We start from the raw sequence: 16,749 nt of genomic DNA, 5'->3' as shown, positions 1-16,749 counted from the left end.
GTCGCATCGCGACTATCCTGTATTTGCTCGCCAAAACAGATAGCGGTTCGAACCAAGCATGACATTCATTACCAGCCGCCCTCTGCTTCTGGGTGGCGATGCCATCGCTCTGGGCATGCTGAAACAGACGACAGCATTGGCCGGCGTACCAGCCCAAGGTCCTCCGCGACCGGCGTTGCTCCAACAGGCTTTGAGTGCCCTGGCTCAACATCAGCCGGCGATAAGACATCGCGACGCCATCGGTATCGTCGATTTCAGCCAGCCGTCGCGTGTTACCCGGCTTCACATCGCCGAATGTCATAAGCGGGCGTCCTGTGTATCGAAGGATATTGTTCGGGCCAGTGGCAAACTCGGGCGCAGTCAGAGACGCTTTGCTGTCGCGCAAGCCGATATAAGCCATGTCTTCGAACGGTTCTCCCCGGGCCGAATGATCTACGCGGGCAAAATATGACCGGACCGCATAGGACACCCTTTCACATCGCGCGTCCTTGGCCAACTATTGGTGGGGTCTGACGATGGTTGAGCAGGATGGCGCGCGTCGTCGCGCAACGACGAACGCGTTCAAGGTTTGGAGATCTTCGGGGCGGCTTGGATCGGTCCGATCTCGCTCCGGTGCACAGCGACAGCCTTCGCCCGCTCGTTCGCCAGCAAACCGCGAAGAATGTTCGCCTTTCCTGCGTCGGCTTCGCTAGCGAGCAGCTTTTCGAACCGCTCGATATTGCTCTGGATAACAAATTCATTCATGGACACGGTTCCTTTGGGAACGCGGCCCGGGCCTATCCGAGTCAGACGGCGACTATAGCAGGCTTCGAATCAAGGGTCGCGCATATAAGTCGCGATTTCGCGGTCGCTCCGAGAAGCTGGCACGACCGCTTTATGAGGGCTTCCGGCGCGACGAGCGGACTGCCGTTCCCGCATGTCCGGCGGCCCAAACCGTGTCGTTTAACCATGCTCATCTTTCGATGACCTCGGATCCTCGCCATTCCGTAGATAATCAGCGAGCCAATCGAGAATCGGTCGCTGACTCACGAGCATGCTGCGCGAGGCGCGGGAGAGACCGAACCAGCGGGCTTCATCGATCTCCGGAAACGACTGCATCGTGCCGGACCGCGGCGGCCACTCGATTTCGAACCTATTGCTCCTTATAGCGTCGATATCGACCTGCTGCTCGAGCGCGAATGCCTCGACCACTTTCCCACCCGCCTGTTTCAGCCGCCCGAGCCGATGAAGTCCGCCAATAAGAGGAAGACCGAGCTCTTCTGCAATTTCGCGTCGGGCGGCCGTGGATGCATCCTCACCCGGCTCGATCAATCCCTTGGGCATTTGCCACGATCCAACGCCCCTTTTTCGCCAGAGCGGTCCACCGGGATGGACAAGCAGGACCTCGACCTCGTTGCTGCCGCGCCGGTACATCAGAATTCCCGCGCTCATCCGTGTCACGACAATGCCTGTCGGAGGACCGAACCTATGGCTCGAGCGGATGTACCCGGGCAATGTACCGGCGGGCCATCCGCCGGCATTCGTACAGGTAGCCCTGCCACATTGGTCAGGTGTGGACGCTCAATCCGCACCTACAGCGGCCGATGTGCCAGGACGCAGCCAGGCCAGAAGGAACGGCGTGAGGAGCCGTTGGGCGTCTCGATATCGATGTTCAGGCGCTTGAACTGCCAATAGATCATCACGCTCATGGTCGCGGCGTAGAAACACCACACAGAGGCAAAGGCGTACTCTTTGACGATCTCCGCGATCGTCAGCGCGATGACGTTCACTGCGCCATAGGCTTTGACGACGCGATGGGTGGACAGCAGCAGGGCGCCGCACGTCGCAAGGATATACAGGCAGGATATCCAGAAATCGCCGGTCAGCGGGTTGCGGTAGGCGATCGAATTCTGCTCGACGAAAACCGGGCTCGGGAAGAAAATCAACCCATAGGCGTTCCACGCGCACACGAGCGTGCCGATGGCGGTCAGGCCGAAAATGGCCTTCCGGCGCCAGCCGGGAGGTTCCATCAGTAGGACCGCGACCGGCATCAGCAGGGGCAGTATCGCCTGAGCATAAAGCATGAACAGGAAGGCGACGTGACCCAGCGCAAGCTTGCCGATATGTCCGTCAACTCCGAGCCACACGAAACCTTCCACGAATTGGTGCAGCGCGAACAGCATGGGCACGGAAGCGAACAGCAGGGCGCGCGGCTCGCGAACATGGCGCAGCGTTGCCACGCCGATCGATCCGATCACCGCACTGGCGATAAAACTGGAAGTGGCCGAAAAGCACATGGGGTCAGTCCCCGAAGAGGGGTACAGACCCCTGGCAAGCGCTCCCTGCGCCATGCGCAGGCTGACGCGGTGATCGTTGCCAGCACTGTCGCATCGGGTATCCCAGGCATATCGACAGCGACAGAAATAGCTGTGCGGAGGCCGGCGGTTCGCTTCCGTTCACGCGGCTACTGCGGGAGCCGGCGCCGTCCCTGCATGAGGAGACTGCTCGGCCTGGCTGATATGAGCGATCGTCCGCACGAAGCTGTCCGGATTGAGCGAGATCGAATCGATGCCCTCGTTCACCAGGAATGCGGCGAAGTCGGGATAGTTGCTGGGCGCCTGCCCACAGATGCCGATCTTGATGCCGGCGGCATGGGCCTTGTGGATCGCTTCGGACACCATCCGCTTCACGGCCTCGTCCCGTTCGTCGAACAGCGTCGCGAGCAGGTCGGAATCGCGATCGACGCCGAGCACGAGCTGGGTGAGGTCGTTTGAACCAATCGAGAAGCCGTCGAAATGCTTGGCGAATTCCTCGGCCAGGATCACGTTGGAGGGGATTTCGCACATCATATAGACCTGCAGCCCGTTGTCGCCGCGCCGCAGGCCGTTCTGCGCCATCACTTCGAGCACGCGGTCGGCCTCCGCCGGAGTGCGACAGAAAGGCACCATGACGATCACATTGGTGAAGCCGAGCGTTTCCCGGACGCGCTTGAGCGCCCGGCATTCAAGCGCGAAGCCCTCGCGATAGCGCTCGTCATAGTAGCGCGAGGCGCCGCGAAAGCCGAGCATCGGATTTTCCTCTTCCGGCTCGAAGGCCCGACCACCGAGCAAATGCGAATATTCGTTGGTCTTGAAGTCGCTTAGCCGCACGATCGCGGGGTGCGGATGATAGGGCGCCGCGAGCTTGGCGATCCCGCGCGAGAGGAGATCGACGAAATAGTCCGCCGGGCTGGCGTGGCCGCGGGTGAGTTCGCCGATCAGGCGATTGTCTTCCGCGCTCACCCGCTCGGGATGGAGCAGCGCCATGGGGTGCGCCTTGATCAGCGCGTTGACGATGAACTCCATCCGGGCAAGACCGACACCCTTGGCCGGCAGGCGCCACCATTGGAAGGCGGCAGCGGGGTTGGCAATGTTGACCATCACGTCCGTCCGGGTTTTGGGAATGGCACCCAGGTCGATCTCTTCGCGGTCGAAGGCGAGAAGACCTTCATAGACGCTGCCGACGTCGCCCTCCGCGCAGCAGAGGGTGATTTCCTGCTCATGGCCAAGGACCGTTGTAGCGTTGCCAGTACCCACGACTGCAGGAACGCCCAGTTCGCGGCTGACGATCGCGGCGTGGCTAGTGGCGCCGCCATGATCGGTGATGATGCCGGCCGCGCGCTTCATGATCGGCACCCAATCCGGATCGGTCGTGCCGGTGACGAGGATCGCGCCATCGCGAAACTGGCCGATGTCGGCGGCGTTGCGGATCACGCAGGCCTGCCCCGAGGCGATCGCGCTGCCGATGGCGGCGCCGGTCACCAGCGGCGTGCCGCCTTTGGACTTGAGCTGATAGCGCAGGAAGGAGGAGCGGCTGAGTCCGGCCTGAACGGTTTCCGGCCGCGCCTGGACAAGGTAGAGCAGGCCGGTCTCGCCGTCCTTCGCCCATTCCATGTCCATCGGCCGCCCATAATGCGCCTCGACGATAACGGCCCACCGACCGAGCTCGAGGATGTCGTCATCGCCGAGCACAAAGGCTTCGCGGTCGGCGGGGCTGGTCTCGACGATCCGGGTCCGCTTGCTTCCACCCTCGGCATAGCGCATTTTCAGCGCCTTCTTGCCGAGGCTCTTCTCGATGATGGGGCGCGTGCCGGCCTTTTCGAGCAGCGGCTTGAAGACCAGATATTTGTCCGGATCGACGCTGCCCTGCACGACCGTTTCGCCCAGACCCCAGGCGGCGCTGATCACCGCAACATCAGGAAAGCCGCTCTCGGTGTCGATCGAAAACATCACGCCCGATCCGGCGAGGTCGGACCGCACCATCTGCTGCACGCCAATGGAGAGCGCGACGTCGAAATGATCGAAGCCCTTGGTCTGGCGGTAGCTGATCGCCCTGTCGGTAAAGAGCGAGGCAAAGCAGCGGCGGCAGGCGTCGAGCAGGGCGCGATGGCCCCGCACGTTGAGGAAGGTCTCCTGCTGACCGGCGAAGCTGGCGTCCGGCAGATCCTCCGCCGTCGCGCTGCTGCGGACCGCCACGGTCAGATTGGACGCGCCCGTCCTGATCTTGAGTTCGTCATAGGCCGCGCGGACAGCATCGGCGAAGGTGGGGGGGATCTCGCCGTCCAGCAACAGGGACCGGATTGAATGGCCGGTGTCCTGGAGCGTCGCCTTACCTTCTTCGTAGGCGGCAAGCTGCGCCCGGATCGCGGCTTCTACCCCGTTGGCCGCAATGAAGCTTCGATAGGCACCGGCGCTCGTGGCGAAGCCGTTGGGGACACGCACGCCCTTGGCCGAAAGCGTCCGCACCATTTCGCCAAGCGAGGCGTTCTTGCCGCCTACCGAGGCGACATCGCCGATTCCGATCTTGTCGAACCAAAGTATCGGGTTGTCGGTCATTGTCCTGTCCGTCGCCGCGAAATTGAGAGGCGAGAATGGTTTGCCCGCCGCCGCCTGTCTGTCGGGGATGATACGTAGTGACTACCTCTCCGAAGTCTGGCATTATTCCGGCTCGGGTGCTTGCGTTCGTCAGGGTGTGACGCAATGCGGATCACCGTCTTCAGTACCAAGGTCTATGATCGGGAGTTCCTTGAGGCCGGCAACGCGTCAGCCGGCCTCCCGCACGAACTCGTTTTCCTGGAACCGCGGCTCAGCGTCGAGACCGCCCCGCTAGCTGCCAATTCGGGCGCCATCTGCGCGTTCGTGAACGACTGCCCGGATCGACAAGTGCGGGAGCGTCTAGCGGCGCGCGGCATCAAGCTCATCGTGCTGCACAGCGCGGGATTCAACAATTTCGATCTTCCCGCCGCAGAGGCGCTGAAGTTCGCGGTCGCGAGAGTGCCGGCCTATTCGCCCCAGGCGATCGCGGAACATACGCTCGCCCTCACCCTGTCACTCGACCGCAAGATCGACAAAGCCTACGCCCGGGTGCGCGAGGGCAACTTCTCGCTCGAAGGGCTTTTGGGCTTCGATCTTAACGGGCAAACCGTCGGCATCGTCGGAACCAGCAAGATCGGAACGGCGGTCGCGTGCATCCTCCAAGGCTTTGGCAGCCATATTCTCGCCTGCGATCCCGCCTTGAACGCCGAGTTGTCGTGCTTGGCGGCGTCTATGTCGAGCTGGACGCGTCACTGGCAGTCTCAGACATCGTCACGCTGCACTGTCCGCTGATGCCGGAAACGCGGCATATATTGATCGCCGCGCCGTCACCCGGATTAAACGCGGAGTCAGGCTGAGCAACACGAGCCGGGGCGGGGTGATCGATACCCAGGCGATGATCGAAGGGCTCAAAACAGGTGCGATCGGCTATCTCGGGCTGCATGTCTATGACGAGGAGGAACGTCTTTTCTTCGAGAACCTGTCGCAGGACGTGATCCAGGAGGATGTCTTTGCCCGCCTTCTGACATTCCCCAACGTGCTCGTTACCGGTCACCAGGGCTTTTTCACAAGCGAGGCACTGACCGCGATTGCGGCGGCCACGAACGAGAATCTGTCCAGCTTCGTAGCGACGGTCGTCGCCACACACCAGATTGTTCCGGCCCGCGACTGAAAACGGGTCCGCCGCACGACACTTGCCGAACCGTGGCCACGCGCGATGCTCGATACGGTCATCTACGCATAGGCGCGCACCCGGAAAACCTTCATCCTGCGTTCAGCCAGCGCTCACCGTTCCAAGTCATTGATACTACTAGATGAAGTCGTGCGAATTTATCCGGCACGAGTTGATGGCCATCGGCGGTCCCGGACGTGATGCGGGCTTCTGGGAACAGGTTAAAAAAAGGAGAAACAGCATGGCAACCCAGCCCGAATTCCCGGCGCCCGACACCATCGAACCCCAGTCGCCACCGGAAACCCCGCCCGCCCCGGCTCCGACGGAAACGCCCTTTTCCGAACCGCCTGAGATCATTCCAGACGTTCCCGACCGGGACTATCCGGGCCGAGAGAACGATCGCGCGTAAGGACGTTTCGTGCCGATCGGATTCCGACCGCTTGTGAGGACATCGGGATAATCAGCCATTGGGCTTGTCTGACGGAAGACCGAACGCCGGGTTACGATCACCAGCGCTCGGAGATGCAGCCGAGGGGAACTCGCAAGCCGCAGGCTGCACCTATTCGATCGCGGCGCGCAGCACGTCGGCACGACTGATCAAGCCGACGACCCTGCCGTCTGTGATCACAGGGAACCGTTTGACAGCATGGTGTTCCATGAGTTCGATTGCTTGCTGGAGGGATGCATCGGATCCGATCGCCACCGGGTCGCGCGACATGATCTCCTCGACGGATCGGGATTCGAGCGCTTTCGCGCGCGCGTCGGCATCAGCGCCGACCAGCGCGCTCAGAGCCGCCTTCTCCTCCCGCCGGAAGCAATCCACTTCGGAAATGATGCCCTCGAGATGCCCATGCTGATCGACCACGGGAAGGGCGCTGATGCGGTGGTTGCTTATGGTTCGTATCGCCCCTGCGGCAACGAGGCGTCATGCGTGATCGTCGCCGCCGCAGGTTCATGATATCGCTTGCTTTCATTTTACCTCTCCGTCCGCTCTCACATCTGCCAAACCGACCGCGAAAGACGGTCCGGCGAGGCCGAGAAATTGCACCTCATGCCTGACCTGTGACCGCCTCGTGCGGGCCAGGCCCTGACGCGTTGATTGAAGCCTCCGCTGGCATTCCGCCCGCCCCGGCAAGAGCGTACAGCCGCTCTACCTCTTTCGGATGGCAAAGATCGGTGCCAGGCGTCAGGACGGCGGCTGCACCTGCCGCGATCCCATAGCGAAGGGCGTCCGTCGGATCCCGGCCGCACGCCAGCGCGAAGGTCATTGCCGCCAGGAAGCTGTCTCCCGCGCCGACCGTGCTCTTCGCTTCAACGGGTATGGCGGGCAGCCACAGGACGCCGGAACCCTGCGCGAGAAGGGCGCCTTCACGACCCATCGTCACCGCAACATATTTGGCCTGGTCCTTTTTGACGATGTCTGTCGCCGCCGTGGCGATCTCGCGCCGATCGGCAAGTGAACGGCCCACAAGCTGCTGCAACTCGCCAAGACTTGGCTTGACCAGCAATATGCCGCCACCTGCAAGGCCTTGCTGAAGCGCAGCACCCGAACTGTCGAGAATGAGCTCCATCCCGCGAAGCCGCGCCTTGGCCTGAAGGCGGCCGTAGAAATCGTCCGGGACGCCCGGCGGTAGCGATCCGCTGGCGACCAAATAATCACATTCGATGTCGTCGAGACGATCGAGCGATGCCTGCCATTCTCGTTGGGTCACGGCAGGACCGTGCGGCACGAACCGGAATTCCTTGCCCGTTTCACGCTCATAAACCGCCGTGCATATCCGGGTATTGCCCCCGATTGGGATGCGGGAGCGAACCATTTGGTGCAGATCGAGCAGGCTATCGAGCGTGGCGCCGGTGGCGCCGCCCGCTAGATAGTGCGCACGCGCGGTGCCGCCCAGCCGGGCGATGACCCGCGCCACGTTGATACCGCCGCCGCCCGGATCATAATGCTCCTGACGGGCCCGGATCTTGTGCGTGTGAAAGACGCGGTCCGCCTCATAGGACACGTCTATGGCCGGGTTCATGGTGAGGGTCGCAATTCTCTTCATGCCCGCAGGCTATCATTGCGGCTCAATGCGCCGGAATAAGTAAATATCCCGAGATTTGCTGCTATTTCACTCGCGCGACGACCGCGGCCTCCGTCCCGGTCCGTCGCCCCCGATCTGTGCAGCAGTCGAGGGGGTTTTAATGCGCAGGATAGTACCACACTCCCGCTTTTGGCAGGCTCAAAGGATTAGGACGACCTGGCCTGACGGGAGTACCCGTTGCCGCGATCGGCAAATGTCCCGGGACGTATCGCATTGGCGTTTCGTGATACGTGGCTTGGCTCGTGCCTTTTTCAAGCCGGACCCTGCGGCCGTCTCAAGGCTATCTACTTATCCCCGCAGCATGCGCCATGGCATGGCTCATCAGGCGGCTGACGCGGCCGTTGCCGTCGGGGAAGGGGTGGATTCAGTTGAAGCGGTGGTGCGAGGTCGCCATCGCCAGGATGCGCTTGCCGCGGCCCGGCCCCACCGCCGTCAGGCGCATGCCCCCCGGTGGATCGAAGGCGAAGCGGTAATGGAAGTCGGCCATGAAATCGGGCACCCGGTCAGACGAAGGCGGCAGATGCCGACCGACCTGGGCGTCCTGCCCGCGGCCGGTGCGCCATTCACCCGGCGTTATCACGAAGCGGTGGCCGGCCCCTTCGATCGTCAGCATGGCTTCCGACGCGTCGGCGTAGAAATCGCGGTGTAGTGCGCGGATGAAGGGGTCAGCCGGGTCGGGAAGGGTGTCTTCGTGCGAGGCCCTAGACCCCTCATTTCCGCGCAAATCCGAGGTCATAGCAGCCTGTTCCTCATACGACCCTCCTGCGAAGAATATTCTTCCGGTATCGGGACTTACGCTACCTCGAAGAGGTTATCGCCTTGCGGCTACGCGCCCCACGCTAGCTCAGTTTACACAACCAGCGCGGGATGGAGATGTCACCGTGCGAGACATAGCTCTTATCTACGAACGTCTCTCTTTGAAATCGCAGCGTGCGGTCAATCCCTTGCCCCACCAACCAAAGAGCCCATTTGAACTTGCTCGCCTCGAGGCTTCGGTTGAGCGCAAGCGAAGCAATGCGACGAAGCGCAAAATTCTGGAGATCGTCGGAACCTAGCCGTTTTTGTTCGATCTCCAGCCGCAGTCCTGGAAACACAGGCACCGTTTCGTACCAGCGATAATGCGCGAGATCGATGACCCGGGTGCGAAACTCGGCACTGAAGCTGCGATTGCTGGGTCTGCCGCGCTTCCAGGAAACCAGCGCCTCGGGACCATCGTTTCGCAATCGGCCGAGAAAACGATAAACCTGCCGGCGCGATACACCGAGCAACATTGCTGTGTTTTCTATCGGCCATTCGCCGCGCTCAAAGCGCCGCAGGGTATTGTATCTTGAAAGCTCGCCATGGCTCATAGCCACCACCGTCATAAGTGCATCTCCTGACTGGCAGGAGATCATGCCACCAGGATCGCGAGCCGTCCTGGCTAGTGACGTCTCTAAATTGCGGGCGGTGACATCTCTAAGTTGCGCTTACATGGATTAGAATTGATAATATATATTATGTTAAATAGGGCTGCGCTACGCCGTTCCTAGTTCTAACGGTACCTGCCCAACGCCAGTCTTACATCCGGCGCTATGGTGTATACAACCTTTCGTTGCGCGGCCCGATTGCAATGATGATCGACGCGGAAGCCTTGGTAGTAGCGGTGCACCAGACTCGCGCGAACGAGAACCGAAACTGCTCGGCTGACACCGTCCGACCCGAGCGCAAGATGCGTGCCGCGATCTCTTCATCCTGGCGTCGGACAAGGTCCGCAATGCTTTCCGAAGAATCAGTCTTGGCGGTACGTTTCGACCGGACGGCAGCCATCGCGATTGGCAAGGCGTGACCCTGTCAAAAAATGCATCCAGCTCGGGTGCGTTAAATCCGGCAAGATCGAAGCAACGTGGAACTTGAGATTTTGCATGAAGAAGCCGAATGCAAGCGCCCGCTGTGCGGACGTTGCAGTCTTACAAAAGCTGCCGCTTTCTGCGCGTAAACCTGTTTTTAGGCAACGAGATGCTCGCTTCGTTTCCGGTCGCGCGGATGGTGTAGCTCTTGGTCGACATGTTTGCTCCAAACACAAACGTTTTCTGTAAGTTGCGCGTCCGTTCCGCCGTTCTGGCCGCAAACATCAGGTCGGCGAGGCCCGTGATCTGGACCAGTCCGGCGATGGTGGCGTTGATCGTGATGCTGCCGGTCAAAGTAGCGCCGTGTTGGCCCTAGTTGCGGCGTTGGCCGAGACGGCGGGCAGTACCGCATAAGTCATATCCATTACTGCGGCGCCCCGACTTCGGTGTATCGCATTGAAAAAATTGTCTTGCAGTCCAACGAGACAGATCAGCATTACGCCCCACTTACTGATGAAGTAAGCTATAGGCCTAATATTGACAGACAACCCCTAATAATGAATTATTTGTTCATATAAAAATCGATCGATTGGGTGTCATACTGATACTAATTCGAAACCAATCCAGTTCTATTGCGGAACTTAGAGGCTGTTTGGAAAATCGTTGCCGGGGGTTGTCGCGAGGCTCTGCGTCTGATTCAGGCTCTGGATGTGGACCCAGCAGAGCCGAGGGCGAATGGCCCAAATTGCCAAGAAGACGAAGCGCTATCCCAGTGATCTGACCGATGAAGAATGGGATCGCCTGGCGCCCCTGATGCCCAAGCCGGGGCGCCGGGGCCGTCCACGCGAGGTGGATTTTCGCGAGGTGATCAACGCCGTGCGCTACCTTGTTCGTTCGGGCTGTGGCTGGCGGATGCGGCCGATCCATTTCGGGGCATGGCAGACAGTCTATGGCTGGTTCCGGGAACTGGCTCGCAGGTTCCTGTTCCAGACAATCCACGACATCGAACTGATGCTCGATCGCGAGCGCCAAGGGCGAGAGGCCAGTCCGAGCGCAGCAGTTCTTCGCCGATGGCGCCTATGACCGCCTCAAGCTCATGGACAAGGCAAGCTATCTGGATTTCGTCGTCGAGGTCATTCGACGCAGCGATCAGCAGCAGGGCTTCAAGGTGCTGCCCCGACGATGGGTCGTCGAGCGGACCTTTGGCTGGATGATCCGATGGCGCCGATTGGTCCGTGACTACGAGAAGCGCATCGACGTCTCGCAGGCCATGATCCTCGTCGCTATGGGCGGCAATCTCCTACGCCGAAACCCTCACCCCTGATTTTCCAAACAAACTCTTAAAGCGGCCCGAACGGCACCTGAAACGCGGTTGCCACGACATTGGATACACCTTAGCAACACCTGATGCCCCCACCCTCCACCAGCCCGGACACGCCCCCAAAGAAGTCCGCCCGGCGCAACACTCCCCGCCTGTCGCAGGACCGCCGGGTGGCCGACATCATCCTCGCCGCCCGCGCGGTCATTCGTGAAAAAGGCTACGAACAGGCCTCGATGGCCGAGATCGCCGAGCGCGCGGGCGTCGTCGAAGGGACGCTGTACCGCTATTTCGAGAACCGCCGCGCGCTACTGATCCGCGTCGCCGACGAATGGTTCTCGGAAAAGCTGGCCGAGGACACCGGAATTGCGGGGATCCGCGATACCCGCGATAAATTGAGGCACATCATATGGAGGGCCCTCCAGATCACCCGGAGCGAGCCCGCGCTCAGCCGCTTCGTGCTGACCGAGGTGCGGCCGACCGTCGATTACCGCGAATCCCGCTTCTATGCGCTGATCCGCCGCTTCACCTCCGAAGTGCGCACGCTTTGCCGCGAGGCGGTGGCCACGGGCGAGTTCCGCGCCGACGTACCCGATACGCTGATGCGCGACCTGGTGTTCGGCGGCATGGAGCACCAGACCTGGGCGTTCCTGCGCGGCGACGGCGATTTCGACACCGCTTCGGCCGCCGACGGCATCGCCGACGTGGTCTATCGCGGCATGAGCGTGCGACCCGCCACGCAGGATGCGCTGGACGCCGCCATCGAGCGCATCGAGGCGGAGGCCGATCGGCTGGCAGGCTTGCCCTCCGCCCGTTAGGCAGAGGGCAAGACCGCGTCAGATGCGGATGCGGAAGCCGGCAGTGAGATAGCGGCCGGTCACGTCGTAGGTCTGCTTCACCGTGGGATAGCTCAGGTCCGGCACCGCCGAGGCGTTGAGCAGCGGCGGCTTGACGTTGAAGGCGTTGAGCGCGTTGATGAAGAACTCGCCCTTCCTCTCCATGGTGTAGAACGTGAGCGTTACGTCGGTGTAGCCCTGGTTGGGGGCCTTGCCATGATCGGCATAGACGCTGGCGCCTTCGAAGGCGGGCATTTTGTAGCTGCCGGTGAAGCGCTCCTGCACGTTGAGGCTGAAGGCGTCGCTCGAATAGGTCGCCGAGATCGATCCGCGCAGCTTGGCGTTGTACAGATAGCCGGCATAGTGGCGCACCGGCTGGGTGGGCGACTGCTGCTGGTCGAGCGTGGGGACGTAGTTGGCGAAGCCGCGCACGTCGAACTTGCCGCCCAGCCCGTCGAAGCGATAGCCCACCTCGATGTCGAGCCCGCGCTGGTGGATGTCTGCCAGGTTGAGCGGCTGCGAGAGCACCAACGTCGGGAAGTTCGCGGCGCTCCGATCGCTGAACGGCAGCGGGCGCAGGACCAGCGCGCATTCCGGCCCGGTGCCGCCGCTCGCTTCGCACAGTTGCACGTTGGTGACGGCGGTAGAAGCGACGATGGCATCGGTGATCTTGATGTCGTAGGCATCGATCGAAAGGCCGAACCCGGGCAGCCAGCTCGGCTGGTAGACCAGGCCGACGATCTTGGTGAGGCCCCGCTCGGGCTCCAGCGCCGAGTTGGAGACCACGCTGGTCGTGGCGATGGCGGTGACGCCGGTGTGCGGATCGGCCAGCGTCGCGACCGAGTTCGACGGCCCCGCGAACAGCTCATAGAGGCTGGGCGCGCGGATATCGCGCGAGATCGTGCCGCGCAGGCGCAAGTCGGCGAAGGGCTTGTAGTTGAGCCCCAGCTTCCAGGTCTTCACCGAGCCGCTGGTCGAATAGTCGGTATAGCGGCCCGCCGCGTTCAGTTCGAGCAGGTCGGCGAACGGCAGGCGCGCCAGCAGCGGGGCGACGAACTCGACGTAGCCTTCCTTGACGCTGACGCTGCCCGAAGCGCTGGCCGCGTTGGTGAGCTGGAAACGGGTGATCGAGGCCGGGGCGCCCGGCAGCCCGGTGCGGTCGATCGCGATGGCCGGGTCGGCGTTGCTGGTCTGCTCGAGCGTCTGCTTGCGATATTCGCCACCGACCGAGATGCTCAACGGGCCGTAGGGCAGGTTGAACAGCGTGCCCGAAAGGTTGACGCTGCCCATGTCCATCAGGTTCTTGGTGCGGAAGCGCGAGACCCCGTAGACGTAGTCCACCGCCTCGCGGCTGGCCGAAGCCGGGCCGAACAGGTTGATCGGCACGCATCCAAGATAGAGCCCGGGATTGGTCAGAGTGACGCGGCACACGACGTTGCCGTTGCCGTCGAACACCGCGTCGGCGGCGGCGGCGAGCTTGGGCAGTTCGGTCTCGCGGCTGCGGGCGGTGAGCTGCGAGCCGCCGTGGACGTAGTTGACGTTCCAGCTCCAGCCGTCGCCGAACTTGCCTTCGACGCCGGCGATGAAGTTGATCGAACGGGTACGCTGGCGCGCGTCCTGCAGGTCGAGCGTGTTGCCGCCCAGTTCCTCGGCCACTTGCGGATTGCCGATGTAGGAATACTGGAACGATGGGGCCGTGCCCATCAGCGCGCGGGCCCCGGCCGGCAGGAAGGCGTTGTCCTGGAAGATCGTCAGGCCGGTGGACTGGCCCGCATAGTGGCCGTCGGGCAGGCGAAGCGGCCCCGCGTCGGATTGGTTGACGGCGGCTTGCGCGAACACGGTGATGTCCGGCGTCGCCTCGAAGCTGATGCGGCCAAAGCCCTGCATGGTGCGCAGCGGCGCGGTGATCGTCGTGTCGGTATCGATCAGCCCGCCATCGCCGCCGACCCCGCCGGCGCCGCCCGCGTTGAACGGGCGATAGGCGCCGCCGGGAAGGAAGACGTAGTTGTTGAGCCCGCCGCCGCCCGTGGTCCGCCCGCCGTTGGACGCGGTGTTGAAGCGGCAATCGGGGATGGTCCGGTAGGGGTTGGCCGCCGTGCCGGTGCCGGCGGTGCAGTGCTGCTGGCCACCGAGCGGACGGTCGTTGTTGGCGAGGCCGTTGATGTCGTAGCGTTCGACGCTGGCGATGATGCGCAGCCGATCATCCATCAGCGACACGCCGGCGGCGAGGCCGAGGCGGTACGACGCGGCGTCGCCATAAGTCGAGATGCCGCTTTGCGCGGTGACCTTGAGGCCTTCGAACTTCTTATCGAGCACGAAGTTGACGACGCCCACCACAGCGTCGGAGCCGTAAGCCGCCGAGGCGCCGCCGGTCACCACGTCGACGCGCTGGACCAGCATCTGCGGCAGCGTGTTGACGTCGACCGAGCCGTCGAAGCTGGTCGGCGGCACGCGCACGCCGTCGAGCATGATCAGCGTGCGGCGCGGGCTGAGGCCGCGCAGGTTGAGGAAGTTGCCGATGACCGGGGTGACGCTAAAGCGCGTCTCGGACTTGGTCGGACTGGTCGAATTGCTGAACTGCGGCAACTGGTTGAGGGCGTCGGGGATGTTCGACGGCGCCTTGGTCGACAGGTCGGTCGACGAGATGATCGTCACCGGGGTCGGGTTCTGGAAGCCGTTGGCCTGGACGCGCGAGCCGGTGACGATGATGTCGCGCACGGCGGCGTCGCTGGCCGCCTCGGCTGCAGGATCGACGGGCGCGGCGGGATCGGCAGTGGTCGCGGCGGGTGCCGGATCGACCGGCGCTTCGGCAGGGGTTGCCACGGGCGCCGCATCCTGGGCGAAGGCGGGCAAGGCCAGTACGATCGCGGCGGAGAGCAGCGACGCTCCCGAAAGCAACCGGACCAGGGTATCGGTAGACGCGAGTCTTCCAGCTTGGATCGTTTCCATCAGGTATCCTCCCTTGCGACCAGCTTGCGGGCCGCGAGTTCGGCGCGCCGTTTCGACGTCGCCGGTATCGAGCGGATCGCCGGGGCACCGCGCCCCGCCCTCCGTACGAGAAGGGAATGTACGCGAAATCGAATTATAGTCAAGCAGTTCACTGTTATTTGGATATTTGCGTCGCAATAGGGTGATTGCACCGAGGATGAGAATGCATCATCTATTTCGGAACGCGAGGGTTTTTCAGGATTTGCCGCTGCTCGGGGAACGGCCGCCACATACCGCGGGCGCGCTGCACCAAGCAGTGGGGGAAATCTCGATTGTTAAGACAGATAGCGCGAATGTGTCGGACGATTTCGCAGCGAGACGGATCGTCGCAGATTCGAATCTGGATCGCCGGCACAGATGAACTTATCTCATTTGTTCCCCGCTCTTTTGCGAAATTGGACGATAATAGGCTTGAACAAAATTTAGCAATGTAGTTTACTAGTTCTGTCATCGAGGCGGATAACCGCCGAACCATGGGAAGGAATCGCGTGGCTGAAGGCAAGATCGCCGGGGCTGGCGCCACGGCAGCAGTCTCCCCGAGCGGGCGCTCGCGATGACGGGCGCCCCATCCCCCCGGGGGCCGCTCGCCGGCCTGCGGGTGATCGAAATGGCCGCGATCGGCCCGGTGCCTTTCGCCGCCATGCTCCTTGCCGACATGGGCGCCGACGTCGTCAAGATCGACCGGCCAGTGCCGGTCGAAGGCTACGGCGTGATCAATCGCGGCCGCTCGCGCCTTGCCATCGACCTGAAGTCGGCGGCGGGCCAGGCCCAGGCCATCGACCTGATCGCTGGCGCCGACGTGCTGCTCGAAGGCTTCCGCCCGGGCGTGATGGAGCGCCTGGGGTTGGGGCCCGACGCCATGCTCCAACGCAACCCTTCGCTCGTCTACGGACGGATGACCGGCTGGGGGCAGGACGGCCCGCTCGCCCACGCCGCCGGCCACGACATCAACTACGTCGCCGTCTCGGGCGCGCTCGCGGCGATGGGCCCGGCACAGGGCCCCCCTGCCCTGCCGCTCAACCTGGTGGGCGACTATGGCGGCGGCGCGCTCTACCTCGCGCTGGGCGTGCTGGCGGCGGTGCTGTCCGCGCGCGAGACCGGCCGGGGCCAGGTGGTGGACGCCGCGATCGCCGACGGCGCGCTCTCGCTGATGTCTGTGTTCTACCACTTCCACCAGGCGGGCGAATGGACGCTCCAGCGCGAATCCAACAGCGTGGACGGCGGCGCCCCGTTCTACGGCGCCTTCGAATGCGCCGACGGCGCCTTCGTCACCGTCGCGCCGATGGAGCTGCAGTTCTGGGCGCTGTTCAAGCAGAAGCTGGGCCTGAGCGACGCCTTCGACCGGCGCGACGACCGCGCCTGTTGGCCGGCGATGGTGGACGAACTGCGCACTCTGTTCCTGACCCGGACGCGCGCGCAGTGGTGCGCGCTGCTCGAAGGCACCGACGTGTGCTTCGCGCCCGTGCTGACCATGGCCGAGGCGCCCGACCATCCGCTGTTCGCGCAGCGCGATGGCTTCGTCCCCTTCGAAGGCGCCATGGTCCCCGCCGCCGCGCCCCGCTTTTCCGCCACCCACACACGCGTCAGCGATCCCGAGCGCGACGAGGCGGCAGACGCGGTGATCGCCCGATGGTCCGCGCCGGCGTCCTCACGGCCCGCCGGCTAGCGCGCCCGATCCCCGACCTCATCGA

At 63.0% G+C, this 16,749-nt stretch carries 15 protein-coding genes and 2 pseudogenes; 6 read left to right on the top strand and 11 right to left on the bottom strand.

From position 1 onward, the window contains the following. Nucleotides 1–58: 58 nt before the first annotated feature. Nucleotides 59–451 (top strand): hypothetical protein, encoded by a 393-nt coding sequence (locus ACFFDA_RS00605; RefSeq protein ID WP_404477650.1) that lies wholly within the window; start codon nucleotides 59–61, stop codon nucleotides 449–451. Nucleotides 452–561: 110 nt separating this feature from the next. On the opposite strand, the gene ACFFDA_RS00600 is transcribed toward ACFFDA_RS00605, so the two are convergent. The 4 genes from ACFFDA_RS00600 to ppsA form a co-directional block, all read right to left on the bottom strand. Next, nucleotides 562–744: a hypothetical protein gene (locus ACFFDA_RS00600; RefSeq protein WP_404477649.1), complete on the bottom strand. Its 183-nt coding sequence runs from the start codon at nucleotides 742–744 to the stop codon at nucleotides 562–564. Nucleotides 745–942: 198 nt separating this feature from the next. Then, nucleotides 943–1,431 (bottom strand): NUDIX domain-containing protein, encoded by a 489-nt coding sequence (locus tag ACFFDA_RS00595; RefSeq protein ID WP_404477648.1) that lies wholly within the window; start codon nucleotides 1,429–1,431, stop codon nucleotides 943–945. Nucleotides 1,432–1,571: 140 nt separating this feature from the next. Continuing rightward, nucleotides 1,572–2,276, bottom strand: a complete 705-nt coding sequence (locus ACFFDA_RS00590; protein ID WP_404477647.1) for a DUF6629 family protein — start codon at nucleotides 2,274–2,276, stop codon at nucleotides 1,572–1,574. A 159-nt stretch (nucleotides 2,277–2,435) separates the two neighbouring features. After that, nucleotides 2,436–4,853, bottom strand: a complete 2,418-nt coding sequence (gene ppsA, locus ACFFDA_RS00585) for a phosphoenolpyruvate synthase (RefSeq protein WP_404477646.1) — start codon at nucleotides 4,851–4,853, stop codon at nucleotides 2,436–2,438. 144 nt (nucleotides 4,854–4,997) lie between these two features. On the opposite strand from ppsA, the pseudogene ACFFDA_RS00580 reads away from it, so the two are divergent. Beyond that, nucleotides 4,998–6,003 (top strand): annotated as a pseudogene (locus tag ACFFDA_RS00580) (2-hydroxyacid dehydrogenase). Nucleotides 6,004–6,145: 142 nt separating this feature from the next. After that, a complete protein-coding gene (locus ACFFDA_RS00575; protein WP_404477645.1) occupies nucleotides 6,146–6,412 on the top strand; it encodes a hypothetical protein in 267 nt (88 codons plus the stop codon). A gap of 150 nt (nucleotides 6,413–6,562) precedes the next feature. Here ACFFDA_RS00575 and ACFFDA_RS00570 read toward each other — a convergent pair whose 3' ends face one another. The 6 genes from ACFFDA_RS00570 to ACFFDA_RS00545 all read right to left on the bottom strand — a co-directional run bounded on the left by ACFFDA_RS00570 (nucleotide 6,563) and on the right by ACFFDA_RS00545 (nucleotide 10,270). Continuing rightward, a complete protein-coding gene (locus ACFFDA_RS00570; RefSeq protein WP_404478317.1) occupies nucleotides 6,563–6,898 on the bottom strand; it encodes a CBS domain-containing protein in 336 nt (111 codons plus the stop codon). A 154-nt stretch (nucleotides 6,899–7,052) separates the two neighbouring features. Further along, on the bottom strand, nucleotides 7,053–8,051 hold the full coding sequence (locus ACFFDA_RS00565; RefSeq protein ID WP_404477644.1) for a 1-phosphofructokinase family hexose kinase: 999 nt from the start codon (nucleotides 8,049–8,051) through the stop codon (nucleotides 7,053–7,055). A gap of 319 nt (nucleotides 8,052–8,370) precedes the next feature. Further along, nucleotides 8,371–8,454, bottom strand: coding sequence for a Fic family protein (locus ACFFDA_RS00560; RefSeq protein ID WP_404478316.1), 84 nt, complete (start codon nucleotides 8,452–8,454; stop codon nucleotides 8,371–8,373). Further along, nucleotides 8,455–8,826 carry a hypothetical protein gene (locus ACFFDA_RS00555; RefSeq protein ID WP_404477643.1) on the bottom strand — a complete coding sequence of 124 codons (372 nt, stop codon included), beginning with the start codon at nucleotides 8,824–8,826 and terminating at the stop codon, nucleotides 8,455–8,457. It lies immediately after the preceding gene. A gap of 103 nt (nucleotides 8,827–8,929) precedes the next feature. Next, nucleotides 8,930–9,454 carry a helix-turn-helix domain-containing protein gene (locus ACFFDA_RS00550; protein WP_404477642.1) on the bottom strand — a complete coding sequence of 175 codons (525 nt, stop codon included), beginning with the start codon at nucleotides 9,452–9,454 and terminating at the stop codon, nucleotides 8,930–8,932. A 582-nt stretch (nucleotides 9,455–10,036) separates the two neighbouring features. After that, the gene (locus ACFFDA_RS00545) at nucleotides 10,037–10,270 is read right to left on the bottom strand and encodes a hypothetical protein (protein WP_404477641.1); all 234 of its coding nucleotides are present in this window, start codon (nucleotides 10,268–10,270) and stop codon (nucleotides 10,037–10,039) included. A gap of 354 nt (nucleotides 10,271–10,624) precedes the next feature. Between ACFFDA_RS00545 and ACFFDA_RS00540 the strand changes: the two are divergent. Continuing rightward, a pseudogene (locus ACFFDA_RS00540) lies at nucleotides 10,625–11,240 on the top strand (transposase). A gap of 83 nt (nucleotides 11,241–11,323) precedes the next feature. Beyond that, entirely contained in the window at nucleotides 11,324–12,052 is a 729-nt protein-coding gene (locus ACFFDA_RS00535) for a TetR/AcrR family transcriptional regulator (protein WP_404477640.1), read from the top strand. Nucleotides 12,053–12,070: 18 nt separating this feature from the next. On the opposite strand, the gene ACFFDA_RS00530 is transcribed toward ACFFDA_RS00535, so the two are convergent. After that, nucleotides 12,071–15,019 (bottom strand): TonB-dependent receptor plug domain-containing protein, encoded by a 2,949-nt coding sequence (locus ACFFDA_RS00530; protein ID WP_404477639.1) that lies wholly within the window; start codon nucleotides 15,017–15,019, stop codon nucleotides 12,071–12,073. A gap of 592 nt (nucleotides 15,020–15,611) precedes the next feature. Between ACFFDA_RS00530 and ACFFDA_RS00525 the strand changes: the two genes are divergently transcribed. Further along, nucleotides 15,612–16,724: a CaiB/BaiF CoA transferase family protein gene (locus ACFFDA_RS00525; RefSeq protein WP_404477638.1), complete on the top strand. Its 1,113-nt coding sequence runs from the start codon at nucleotides 15,612–15,614 to the stop codon at nucleotides 16,722–16,724. The last annotated feature ends 25 nt before the right edge of the window (nucleotides 16,725–16,749 follow it).

Source organism: Novosphingobium sp. BL-52-GroH (assembly GCF_044813085.1).
Lineage (GTDB): Bacteria > Pseudomonadota > Alphaproteobacteria > Sphingomonadales > Sphingomonadaceae > Novosphingobium.
The sequence above is the reverse complement of the archived record's forward strand: the minus strand, read 5'-3'. Positions and strand labels throughout refer to the sequence as shown.

What these genes read in the sequence shown, in the direction of transcription:
- ACFFDA_RS00565 (WP_404477644.1), bottom strand. Translation starts at nt 8,051, where the DNA reads ATGAAGAGAATTGCGACCCTCACCATGAACCCGGCCATAGACGTGTCC.
- ACFFDA_RS00590 (WP_404477647.1), bottom strand. Translation starts at nt 2,276, where the DNA reads ATGTGCTTTTCGGCCACTTCCAGTTTTATCGCCAGTGCGGTGATCGGA.
- ACFFDA_RS00535 (WP_404477640.1), top strand. Translation starts at nt 11,324, where the DNA reads ATGCCCCCACCCTCCACCAGCCCGGACACGCCCCCAAAGAAGTCCGCC.
- ACFFDA_RS00525 (WP_404477638.1), top strand. Translation starts at nt 15,612, where the DNA reads ATGACGGGCGCCCCATCCCCCCGGGGGCCGCTCGCCGGCCTGCGGGTG.
- ACFFDA_RS00550 (WP_404477642.1), bottom strand. Translation starts at nt 9,454, where the DNA reads ATGACGGTGGTGGCTATGAGCCATGGCGAGCTTTCAAGATACAATACC.
- ACFFDA_RS00600 (WP_404477649.1), bottom strand. Translation starts at nt 744, where the DNA reads ATGAATGAATTTGTTATCCAGAGCAATATCGAGCGGTTCGAAAAGCTG.
- ACFFDA_RS00595 (WP_404477648.1), bottom strand. Translation starts at nt 1,431, where the DNA reads ATGAGCGCGGGAATTCTGATGTACCGGCGCGGCAGCAACGAGGTCGAG.
- ACFFDA_RS00605 (WP_404477650.1), top strand. Translation starts at nt 59, where the DNA reads ATGACATTCATTACCAGCCGCCCTCTGCTTCTGGGTGGCGATGCCATC.
- ACFFDA_RS00575 (WP_404477645.1), top strand. Translation starts at nt 6,146, where the DNA reads ATGAAGTCGTGCGAATTTATCCGGCACGAGTTGATGGCCATCGGCGGT.
- ACFFDA_RS00555 (WP_404477643.1), bottom strand. Translation starts at nt 8,826, where the DNA reads ATGACCTCGGATTTGCGCGGAAATGAGGGGTCTAGGGCCTCGCACGAA.
- ppsA (WP_404477646.1), bottom strand. Translation starts at nt 4,853, where the DNA reads ATGACCGACAACCCGATACTTTGGTTCGACAAGATCGGAATCGGCGAT.
- ACFFDA_RS00530 (WP_404477639.1), bottom strand. Translation starts at nt 15,019, where the DNA reads ATGGAAACGATCCAAGCTGGAAGACTCGCGTCTACCGATACCCTGGTC.